The sequence below is a fragment of the Stenotrophomonas lacuserhaii genome, assembly GCF_039674585.1.
Taxonomy (GTDB): Bacteria; Pseudomonadota; Gammaproteobacteria; order Xanthomonadales; family Xanthomonadaceae; genus Stenotrophomonas; species Stenotrophomonas pennii_A.
Genome location: NZ_JBDJNU010000068.1, coordinates 1 through 10,405, shown reverse-complemented (window position 1 = coordinate 10,405; position 10,405 = coordinate 1). Strand labels below are relative to the sequence as shown.

Sequence of the window (10,405 nt, the reverse complement as noted above, 5' to 3'; positions counted from 1 at the left end):
TCTTCGCCCTGGTCGGTGATCTTCGCCCTGGTCGGTGATCTTCGCCCTGGTCGGTGATCTTCGCCCCGGTGGGTGACGACCGTTGGTCGTCATCGCTTCGCCGCTGCGCTCGCCGAGCATGGCTCGGCGCTACCTCGCCCTACTTGCTGCCGCCGGCCACGGTGCTGGCCGCTTCCATCTCCGCCTGGGCGCGCGCGGCGTACAGGGTTCCCGGGGGCGGCTGGCGGGTAAAGAACACATTGACGCCATCCAGCACGGCGGCGGCGATCTTGCGCTGGTACGCCGGATCCATCAGGCGGCGCTCCTCATCCGGATTGGAAATGAAGGCGGTTTCCACCAGCATCGCCGGCATGTCCGAGGTGCGCAGCACGGCGAAGTTGGCGCGTTCGATGTTCGGCTTGTGGTTGTTGCCGATCCGCTTCAGCCCGCCCAGCACATGGCTGGCGGCATCCTCGGACGCCTTCATGTAACCGCTCTGGGCCAGGTCCAACAACACGTTGGCCAGCGTGCCCTCGGTGCGCTGCAGGCTGACGCCACCGATCAGGTCAGCCGCGTTTTCCTTGTCCGCCAGCCAGCGGGCGCGCTGCGATGAGGCGCCCTTGGTGGACAGCACGTACACCGACGAGCCTCGCGCAGCGCGGTTTTCCGCGGCATCGGCGTGGATCGAAATGAAGATGTCCGCCTTCGCCGCACGCGCTTTCTGTGCGCGCATCGGCAGCGGAATGAACACGTCGCTGTCGCGCGTCATGTAGGCCTTCAGGCCCGGCATCGCATTGACCTGGCGGGCAAGCTCGCGCCCAACGGCCAGGGTGATGTCTTTTTCACGCTTGCCGCTGGGACCGACGGCGCCAGGATCCTGGCCGCCATGGCCGGGATCGATGGCCACTACCAGCGGCCGCATGCCCGGCTTCATGCTTACACGCGCCACGTCGCTGGGCATGTTCGGACGCGGCGCGAGCGGCGCGGTTTCCGGCGGCTGCGAGGTGGCGCCTGAAGGCGCGGCCGCAGCGCCGGTACGGGTGGGCATGGTGCCGGCGATGGTCGTTCGCACCGGCACCGGCGCCTGGGTCGGCTGGCCGGCCAGGATGGCGGCCGGCGAAGGCGTGGCGGCCCCGGGGCCGGCCCCGGGGCCGGCGACGGTGGACGTGGTGGTGCTGGGCAGCGTTGCCGGTGCGGCCGGCGCAACCGCGACAGCCGTCGCCTGCTGCTGGACCTGTGCGGTGAGCAGTGCGGTGGCCCGCGCGGCATCACTGCGGGTCTGCGCGGCGTTCACCGCCGTGGCCGGAGGCGGGGTGGCCGCTGCCGTAGCCGTCGCAGGGACCGGCGCGCCCGCAGGCGGCGACGTGTGGACTGCGGTGGCCGGCGCGTCGCCGGGCCATTCAATGACCAGCTTGGACTGTCCGCCCTGCTGCTGCATCTGCGGCTTGAACGGGGCCACGTTGTCGGCAAGGTCGAACACGACGCGGAAGGTGCCGGGCACCGGCTGGCCGGTCCGCACCGCCGTGACCACGCCCTGGGCGGCCGGGAGTTTCAATCCGCGCACCGCGGAAGAATCCGGGAAATCCACCACCAGCCGGTTGGGGCCGGACAGCGCGATGGTCTTGTAGCCACCAGAACCGGCCAGTGAAATCTCGGCTCGGGTGCCGGTCGCACCGGTATCCAGACGCACCTGGTTGATCTCCCCCGCCCACGCCTCGGCACCCGCCAGGGCGAGTCCGGCAGCAGCACAGAGAGCAAGGGTTCGGAAGGGTAAGCGCATGGCAGGATTCAATCACTGCGCTGAACAGATTGCAAACCTTTTCCCTTAATAATCCGTAACTTTCATCCGTTTGTTATGGTCGATATACAGAAAGCGAAGCTAACTCGCCTGCTTCATGCAGTCGCTTCACCCAGGCTTCACCGGAATCGCTCAACGCAATGAGACGGGCGTTTCGTCCCGTGCCTGCCATTTCCAGCTCGAGCCGCAGATCCGTCAACGGTAATGCGCCTGCACCGCGCTCCGGCCATTCCACCAGCCACAGCGAGGCAGTGCCTTCATCCAGGCCCAGGAAGTCCAGCTCCGCCGCCCCCCCGATCCGGTACAGGTCCATGTGCCAGGCCTCGCTGCCGTCAGCCAGCGGGTAACGCTCCACCAGCGTATAGGTGGGACTGCGGATGGCACCGGTCACGCCCAGCGCACGCAACAGCGCGCGTGCGGTGGTCGATTTGCCCGCGCCCAGGTCACCCTGCAGTTCAAGCAATGCCTGCGCCGGGCGGGTCGCCGCCAGCGCCTGGCCCAGCAGGTCGGTGTGCTCGGGAGTGGGGAGATGCAGTTCAAGCATGGACAGGATCCGGATTGCAGAGCCGGCGCAACGGCGCCAGCAGGTCGGTGGGAAGCAGGCCGCGCTGGCCGTCGGCAGCGGCGACATCGCCGGCCAGCCCGTGCAGCAGGGCGCCGCCGGCCGCGGCCTCGAACGGCGCCAGCCCTTGGGCACGCAGGGCGGCAATGATGCCGGTCAGCAGGTCGCCCATGCCGCCGACCGCCATCCCGGGATTGCCCGCGCCGATCACCGTGGTACGCCGGCCCGGCGCCGCCACCAGGCTGCCCGCGCCCTTCAACACCACTACCGCGTGGAAGCGCTCGGCCAGAGCAGTGGCCGCGGCGAAGCGGTCGGCCTGCACCGCAGCGGGGGTGGTCTCCAGCAGCCGCGCGGCCTCGCCGGGATGCGGGGTCAGGATCGCCTGCGGCAGGGCCTGCGGATCGCGCGCCAGCAGGTTCAGCGCGTCGGCGTCGACCACCAGCGGCTTGCCGCTGTCACGTGCATCACGCCACAGCGCCTGTGCCCAGTCGTCCTGCCCCAGCCCCGGCCCGATGGCGACGACGCTGGCCCGCTGCAGCAGCGCCTGCAGGTCCGCAGTGCAGTCCACCACATGGCTCATCGCTTCGGGCAGCCGTGCCAGCGCCGCGCCGATGTGTTCGGCCCGCGTGGCCAGGCTGGCCAAGCCGGCACCGGCCCGCAGCGCCGCGTGCGCGGTCATCAGCAGGGCACCGCCGCTGCCATGGTTGCCGCCCACGCACAGCACGTGTCCGGAGGTCCCTTTGTGGGCGTTGCGGCGACGCGGCGGCAACAATCCAGGCAGACGGTCGCGCTGCCAGTAGTCGGCGGCCGCGTGCACACCGCCCCATGCATCTGCAGGCACCGGCAAGGTCGCCAGCTCGCACTGGCCGGCATGTTCCAGTCCCTCGCCGGTATGCAGTCCGCGATGGGCCACGATGAACTGCAGCGTCAGCGTGGCGCGCACTACCGCACCCGGCGCACTGCCGCGGTCGGCGTCGATGCCACTGGGCACATCCAGCGCGAATACGGGCGCAGCCTGCGCGTTGATCGCTTCGATGACCGCCTGCGCCGAAGCGCGCGGCGCCTGCCGCAGGCCCAGCCCGAACAGCGCATCGACAATCACATCGGCGCTGGGCAGGTGCCCATCGAATGGGGTGCTGCATCCACCGGCGCGCGCCAGCTCGGCGGCGGCACGGGCACTCAGCGCGGTGGACGGCGATGTGCCCGGCAGGGTCAGCATGCTGACCTGGCGGCCGGCCTGCAGCGCATGCAGGGCCAGCACGCAGCCATCGCCGCCATTGTTGCCCGCCCCCACCACCACCGCGATGTGCCGGGCATCAGGCCAATGCTGCAGCAGGCACTGCCACGCGGCCTTGCCGGCGGCAGCCATCAACGACCAGCCACCATCACCGGCCAGCGCGGAAGCGCGTGCATCCAATGAACGGGCGGCAGCGGAATCGAACAGAGCGGAAGGGTCCAGCATGCAGGGATTCTATACTTGCGGGCATGCATCCCGATTCCCCCCCCCTGCCCGCCGGCCTGGATCCGGCGCTCGCCGTCCAGCGCATCCGCGCCCTGGCGCGTGCGCATGGCTTCCAGCGCTGCGGCATCGCCGGGGTGGACCTGGCCGAAGACGAAGCGCACCTGGCGGACTGGCTGGGCCAGGGCCTGTACGGCACGATGGACTGGATGGCGCGGCACGGCACGCTGCGCGCGCGGCCGGCCGAACTGCTGCCCGGCACCGTGCGGGTGATCTCGCTGGGCATGGACTACAGCCACAAGGACGACACCGAAGCCTGGGCCACGCTGGCCGATCCGGGTCGTGCCTACGTCGCGCGCTACGCGCTGGGCCGCGATTACCACAAGCTGATGCGCAACCGGCTGCAGAAGCTGGCCGCGCAGATCAGCGATGAAGTGGCGCCGCTGGGTTTCCGCGTCTTCGTCGACTCCGCGCCGGTGCTGGAACGCGCGCTCGGCCGCGATGCCGGCCTGGGCTGGATCGGCAAGCACACCTGCCTGATCGATCGCCACGGCGGCTCCTGGTTTTTCCTTGGCGAGATCTACATCGACCTGCCGTTGCCGATCGACCAGCCTGCCAGTGCGCACTGCGGCACCTGCACCCGCTGCATCGAGGTGTGCCCCACCCAGGCCATCATCGCGCCACAGCGGTTGGATGCGCGGCGCTGCATTTCCTACCTGACCATCGAACACGACGGGGCCATCCCGGAACCGATGCGCCCGCTGATCGGCAACCGCATCTACGGCTGCGACGACTGCCAGCTGGTGTGCCCCTGGAACAAGTTCGCCAAGCGCACCGACGAGGCCGATTTCCGCGCACGCAACAACCTGGACCGCGCACGCCTGGATGAGCTGTTCAGCTGGGACGAAGCGGAGTTCCTGCAGCGCACCGAAGGCAGCCCGATCCGCCGCAGTGGCCATGAGCGCTGGCTGCGCAACATCGCCGTGGCGCTGGGCAACGCACCGACCTCACCGCGGGTGGTGGGGGCGCTGGCTACCCGCAGCACGCACGATTCGGCGCTGGTGCGCGAACACGTGCAATGGGCGCTGGGGCAGCACGGCGCGGCGTGATCGCCCGCGTCCGACGTGCGACCATGGTGGCCTGATCCAGAAAGACCCGTTGAGTGCCCATGCAGCAGCGCAGCATCGATGTCCTCACCCCCAGCCAGCTCAACACGCTGGCGCGTGACCTGCTGGAAGGCAGTTTCCCGGCGATCTGGGTGGAGGCCGAACTCGGCAGCGTGGCGCGTCCGTCGTCCGGCCATATGTACTTCACCCTGAAGGACGCACGCGCACAGCTGCGCGCGGCGATGTTCCGGATGAAGGCGTCCACGCTGCGCTTCGTGCCCCGCGAAGGCATGCGCGTGCTGGTGCGCGGCCGGGTCACGCTGTACGACGCGCGTGGCGAATACCAGATGGTCATCGACCACATGGAAGAGGCCGGCGAAGGGGCACTGCGCCGCGCCTTCGAGGAACTGAAGGCACGGCTGGACGCCGAAGGCCTGTTCGACCCGGCGCGCAAGCGCCCGCTGCCCGCCCACGTGCAGCGCCTGGCGGTGATCACCTCGCCTACCGGCGCGGCGGTGCGCGACGTTTTGAGCGTACTGGCTCGCCGCTTCCCGCTGCTGGAGGTCGACCTGCTGCCGTCGCTGGTACAGGGCGATTCGGCGGCGCCGCAGATCACCCGCCTGCTGCAGGCCGCCGACGCCAGCGGCCGCTACGACGTGATCCTGCTGACCCGCGGTGGCGGCTCGCTGGAAGACCTGTGGGCGTTCAACGATGAAGCGTTGACCCGCGCGGTGGCCGGCAGCCGCACGCCGGTAGTGTCCGCGGTGGGTCACGAAACCGACTTCAGCCTCACCGATTTCGCAGCAGACCTGCGCGCGCCGACCCCGTCGGTGGCCGCCGAACTGCTGGTGCCCGACCAGCAGGACCTGGCCCGCCGCCTGCGGCGTGACGCAGCGCGCCTGCAGCAGCTGCACCGGCATGCGCTGGGCCAGGCGATGCAGCGCGCGGACCGCCTGCTGCTGCGGCTCAATGCCTGCAGCCCACAGGCCCGGCTGCAGCTGCTGCAACGGCGCCATGCCGACCTCGGCCGGCGCCTGCAGGCGGTACGCCAGCAGCAGGGGCAGCAACGTACGGCGCGCCTGCGGCATGCTGCCGCGGTGCTGCGCGGGTTCCATCCGCAGCGCCAGCTGGAAGGCCTGCAACGCCGCCTGCTGGCCCTGCGCGGCCGCCCGCAGGCCGCAATGCAGCGCCGACTGCAGAACGACGCGCTGCGCCTGCGTGGACTGGCCCGTTCCATGGAAGCGGTCAGCCCGCTGGCGACGGTGGCCCGTGGCTACAGCATCCTGACCCGCACCGATGATGGCCAGCTGGTCCGCAGCGTGAGCCAGGTCCAGCCCGGCGACGCCGTGCAGGCCAAGGTCGGTGATGGGGTCATCGACCTGCAGGTCAGCCTCACCCGGGAATAACGGCCGCTGGCCGTCCGCCGCCCTACTGCCGCGCCTGCTCGCAGAAACGCTGGCGGTATTGCAGCGCCTTGGGCATCAGCGCCTGCAGGTTCTGGATGCGCGTGCCCGGATTGGGATGGGTCGAAGAGAACTCCGGCTGCGACTGCCCGCCGCTGGCCTGGCCCATGCGCTCCCACAGCGGTACCGCCTCGCGCGGATCAAAACACGCCGCCGCAGCCAGCATCAGGCCCACTTCATCGGCCTGCGTTTCATGGCCGCGTGCATACGGCAGCAGGTAGCCGTAGCCCATCGCCGCCATCACCATCTGCTGCTGTTGCGGGTCCATGCCACTGGCCGCACCGGCCATCTGGCCGATCTGGGTCAGCTTCTGCTGGGCCATGCGCTGCGCACCATGGCGCAACAACGCATGGGCGATTTCATGCCCCATCACCACGGCCATCGCATCGCGCGTCTGCGCCACCGGCACCAGCCCGGTATACACCGCCATCTTGCCGCCCGGCAGGCAGAACGCATTGGCTTGGTCGGACTGGATCACATTGACCTCCCAATCGAATCCGCGCGAGAAATGTCCTGGCTGCAGCCCATGTTCTTCAGCCAGCGCGGTTTCCACCACGTCCACCTTGGCAATCAGCCGCTGGGCGATATCACGCACGTCGCGCGACACCTGCGCATTCGGGTCCAGCGGCCGCTCCTGCGCCAGGATCTCCTGGTAGGCCTGCAGGCCGAGCGCCTTCTCCTGGTCCACGTCCAGGGTGCTGTCGATCAGCACCGACTCGCCGGTGTAAGGGTCCACCGACCGGTTGGAAAACCAGTAGAACGCGGCGTAGCCGGCGAAGGCCAGCAGCACCAGCCAACGGACATTGCCGAACAGGCCGCCGCGGCGCGGGCCCTGCTGCGAAGAACGGGAGAACGGATCGTTGCGCATCGACGTGCGTCCTGGCCAGGCCCACCGGGGCCGGCGGGGAACGGCTCATCCTAGCCCAGATGGCGTGCAGCTCAGATGCCGCGCACCAGCCGGAAGCCGATCCGCCCGCTGGTGGTGTCCGAATCCTGCGATTGCCGCCACGCCGCGCGGGTCTGTTCGGGGGCATTGGCCCAGTTTCCACCGCGGATCACCCGCGCCCGGCAGCCCGGATTGAACCAGGCCGCGCCATCGGACGGCGCACGCCGGTAGCTGGCGTGCCAGCAGTCGGCGACCCATTCACTGAGGTTGCCGCCCATGTCATGCAGGCCCCAGGCATTGGGCTTGAACATCCCCACCGGCGCGGCGCCCCAGTAGCCGTCGCCATAGCCGATGAAGGCGTTGGCCCAGCGACGCCCGGTGGGCGAAACGTCCAGGCTGCCGGTGAAGTTGCCCGAGTCCGGCGGCGGCACCCCGGCATCGCCCCACGGATAACGGCCCGACGCGCCCGCGCGCGCCGCATATTCGAACTCGGCCTCGCTCGGCAGCCGATAGGAGCGGCCGGTCTGTTCGGACAACCAGTTCGCATAGGCTTCGGCGTCACGCACGCTTACATGCATCACCGGCTGGTTGGCCAGCGCACGGCCGCCGTCGTAGTCCGATTGCCAGTCGACCCCGCTGCGGCGGATGAAGTTGCCGCTGCGCTCGTCATAGACAATGGAATGGCCACGCCGGGTGGCACGCGGGCGGGCGTTGGCGGCCTTCACGAAACGGGCGAAGTCGGCCACGGTCACCTCGGTCATGGCCATGGCGAAGCCACGCTCGAAGCGCACGTAATGGGACGGTCGCTCGGCGTCGCTGGCACCGGGTTCGTGCAGCCCGGCGCCCATCTGGAAGCCACCATGCGGTACCACTTTCATCCGCGGTCCGCGTCCGCCATCGCGCAGCGGATCACTGAACACCTGGCCGGGGCGGAAGCTGCCGTAGTGCGTGGCCAGCTCGATGCGCTCGCGCAGCAGCGCCACGTCCGCATTGCCCGGCAGGGCGATGCGCATGGCCTGCTCCAGCTTCTCGCCGGCCGGTTTCAGGCCCTGCGGGGTAGCCAGGTCACGCAGGCCCTGCTCGCGCAGCCGGGCAAGGGTCGCCGCGCGTATCGCTTCGATCCGCTCGAAGGCATCGGCGATGGTCGTGGCGGCATCGCGCACCTTGCTGGCTTCGGCAAGCCAGGTGCCGGCGGCAGCGAAATCCCCTGCGCGGGCGGCCATCTCGGCACGTCCGATCAAGCCACTCTCGGCCGCCGCCAAGCCCTGCCGCGCCCGCACGTTGTCGGGATCCAGGGCGAGTGCTTCGCGGAAGTTGACCAAGGCCCCGTCACCATCCTCGCCGATCCGTCCGGCGCGCAGGTCGTCTTCGCCGGCACGGTTGAACGCCACCGCACGCTGGGCCACTTCCACCTGCCGCTGCAGCGCGCGCGCCTGCTCGTTGTCCGGGGCGATGGTCAGCAACACCAGCGCGATCTGCGCCGCTTCGGACAGTGCGGCGCGCTGCTGCTGCGGTTGTTCCAGCAAGGCCCTGGCCCGCACCAGCAACTGCCGGCGTGCGCGCTGCAGCCCATCGCGGGCGCGGCGATCCTGCGGATCCTGCTCCAGCAGTGCCAGCCACAGCGGAATGGCCGACCCGCTGGTTTCGAACAGCTGGCCCTCACGCAGGGCCTGCTCGGCGCGTCGGCGCGCATCGGCCCGCTTTTCGGGGTCGATGGCCACCGGGGGCGGCGTCCAGCGCTGTACGGTCTCGGCTTCGTCCTCCCCGCCAATGGTCACCGTGGCCTGGCCAGCGGTCGGCGCGTTCTGCGCGCGGGGCGCCGGCCCGGCTGCTGCCGCAGCCGCCGTGCGGGGCGCCGACGGGGGCTCACCGCAGCCGGTCGCCCCCAGCAGCAACAGGGCGGGCAGCAGCAGATACGGGCGCGGCAGACGCAAAACCAACTCCTTCAGGCCGGGGGTGCGGGCCGACGTTAGGCTATTCTCCCCTTCCTGAGCAAACGCGAGAAGTCGAACGCCCCGTGGCAACCTGGATCAACACCCCCGCAGAACTGCAGGCGCGGCAACAGCTGCGTCCCTCCCGCATCGGCCTGGACACCGAGTTCATCCGCGAGCGCACCTTCTGGCCGCAACTGGCGCTGGTGCAGATGGCCGTCGGTGATGAAATCCTGCTGATCGATCCGCTGATCCCGGGCATGCCCGAAGCATTGGCCCCGTGGCTGACCGACACGTCCATCATCAAGGTGATGCACAGCGCCAGCGAAGACCTGGTGGCGTTCAAACACACCTGCGGCGTGCTGCCGCGGCCACTGTTCGATACCCAGATCGGCGCTTCGCTGGCCGGTATCGGCGGCGGCATGGGCTACCAGAAACTGGTGCAGGAAATCACCGGCGTAGCGCTGGCGAAGGGCGAAACGCGCTCGGACTGGATGCGCAGGCCGCTGTCGGATGCGCAGCTGCAGTATGCCGCCGACGACGTCGAGCACCTGTTCGCACTGCACGATGCCATCGTGGCGAAGCTGGAAGCGCAGGATCGCCAGCAGTGGCTGGCCGACGATGCCGAGCGCCTGCTGGCCAGCGTGGAGCATGACGAAGACCGCTGGCCGCACCTGGGCATGCGCTCGGCGCAGTTCCTGGATGCACCGGCGCAGCGCCGGCTGCTGCGCCTGCTGCGCTGGCGCGACCAGCAGGCGCGCGTCAGCGACCGCCCGCGCAGCTGGATCCTGGACAACGAACTGGCCGCCACCCTCGCCCGCGTCCCGCCGGTGGACGAAGCGGCGCTGGGCAAGGTGTTCGACCAGTTCCCCAAAGCGCCGCGCAAGCTGGCAGGCGCGGTGTGGCAGGCATTGAACACGCCGCTGGACGATGAAGCCGATGCGCCGCAGCTGCTGCAGGCCACCGACGCCAACAAGCAGGCGTTGAAGAAACTGCAGGAAGCGGTAGCGCAGGTGAGCCAGTCACTGGGCCTGCCCGATGGCGTGCTGGCCTCGCGCAAGCACCTGGAAAGCTACCTGGAAAACCGCACCTGGCCGGCCCCGCTGGCCGGCTGGCGGCAGCAGGTGCTGGAGCCGAAGCTGCAGCCGCTGCTGCCCTGACCGCTCCACTGGATGACGGCCAGCGGCCGTCACTACCGGACGACCACGCATGGGTAGTGAC

General features: G+C 69.7%; 8 protein-coding genes. 3 read left to right on the top strand and 5 right to left on the bottom strand.

What is annotated here, in order from left to right; translation table 11 throughout:
* Positions 1–139 precede the first annotated feature (139 nt).
* The 3 genes from ABE522_RS16960 to ABE522_RS16950 form a co-directional block, all read right to left on the bottom strand.
* Positions 140–1,759: an N-acetylmuramoyl-L-alanine amidase gene (locus tag ABE522_RS16960; protein WP_346592703.1), complete on the bottom strand. Its 1,620-nt coding sequence runs from the start codon at positions 1,757–1,759 to the stop codon at positions 140–142.
* Positions 1,760–1,832: 73 nt separating this feature from the next.
* Positions 1,833–2,321, bottom strand: a complete 489-nt coding sequence (tsaE, locus tag ABE522_RS16955) for a tRNA (adenosine(37)-N6)-threonylcarbamoyltransferase complex ATPase subunit type 1 TsaE (protein WP_346592702.1) — start codon at positions 2,319–2,321, stop codon at positions 1,833–1,835.
* Complete coding sequence (locus ABE522_RS16950) at positions 2,314–3,801, bottom strand: NAD(P)H-hydrate dehydratase (RefSeq protein ID WP_346592701.1); 1,488 nt, start codon at positions 3,799–3,801, stop codon at positions 2,314–2,316. The genes tsaE and ABE522_RS16950 overlap by 8 nt, the downstream gene beginning before the upstream one ends.
* Positions 3,802–3,824: 23 nt before the next feature.
* Here ABE522_RS16950 and queG point away from each other — a divergent pair, with 23 nt between their 5' ends.
* Positions 3,825–4,907, top strand: coding sequence for a tRNA epoxyqueuosine(34) reductase QueG (queG, locus tag ABE522_RS16945; RefSeq protein WP_346592700.1), 1,083 nt, complete (start codon positions 3,825–3,827; stop codon positions 4,905–4,907).
* 59 nt (positions 4,908–4,966) lie between these two features.
* On the top strand, positions 4,967–6,310 hold the full coding sequence (xseA, locus tag ABE522_RS16940) for an exodeoxyribonuclease VII large subunit (protein WP_346592699.1): 1,344 nt from the start codon (positions 4,967–4,969) through the stop codon (positions 6,308–6,310).
* A gap of 22 nt (positions 6,311–6,332) precedes the next feature.
* On the opposite strand, the gene ABE522_RS16935 is transcribed toward xseA, so the two are convergent.
* Positions 6,333–7,235: a M48 family metallopeptidase gene (locus ABE522_RS16935; RefSeq protein WP_346592698.1), complete on the bottom strand. Its 903-nt coding sequence runs from the start codon at positions 7,233–7,235 to the stop codon at positions 6,333–6,335.
* A gap of 71 nt (positions 7,236–7,306) precedes the next feature.
* Positions 7,307–9,181, bottom strand: coding sequence for a formylglycine-generating enzyme family protein (locus ABE522_RS16930; RefSeq protein WP_406846387.1), 1,875 nt, complete (start codon positions 9,179–9,181; stop codon positions 7,307–7,309).
* A gap of 89 nt (positions 9,182–9,270) precedes the next feature.
* On the opposite strand from ABE522_RS16930, the gene rnd reads away from it, so the two are divergent.
* Positions 9,271–10,344, top strand: a complete 1,074-nt coding sequence (gene rnd, locus ABE522_RS16925) for a ribonuclease D (RefSeq protein WP_346592697.1) — start codon at positions 9,271–9,273, stop codon at positions 10,342–10,344.
* Positions 10,345–10,405 lie beyond the last annotated feature (61 nt).

Coding starts and splice junctions, on each gene's coding strand:
- ABE522_RS16960 (WP_346592703.1), bottom strand. CDS start 1,759: ATGCGCTTACCCTTCCGAACCCTTGCTCTCTGTGCTGCTGCCGGACTC.
- tsaE (WP_346592702.1), bottom strand. CDS start 2,321: ATGCTTGAACTGCATCTCCCCACTCCCGAGCACACCGACCTGCTGGGC.
- ABE522_RS16950 (WP_346592701.1), bottom strand. CDS start 3,801: ATGCTGGACCCTTCCGCTCTGTTCGATTCCGCTGCCGCCCGTTCATTG.
- queG (WP_346592700.1), top strand. CDS start 3,825: ATGCATCCCGATTCCCCCCCCCTGCCCGCCGGCCTGGATCCGGCGCTC.
- xseA (WP_346592699.1), top strand. CDS start 4,967: ATGCAGCAGCGCAGCATCGATGTCCTCACCCCCAGCCAGCTCAACACG.
- ABE522_RS16935 (WP_346592698.1), bottom strand. CDS start 7,235: ATGCGCAACGATCCGTTCTCCCGTTCTTCGCAGCAGGGCCCGCGCCGC.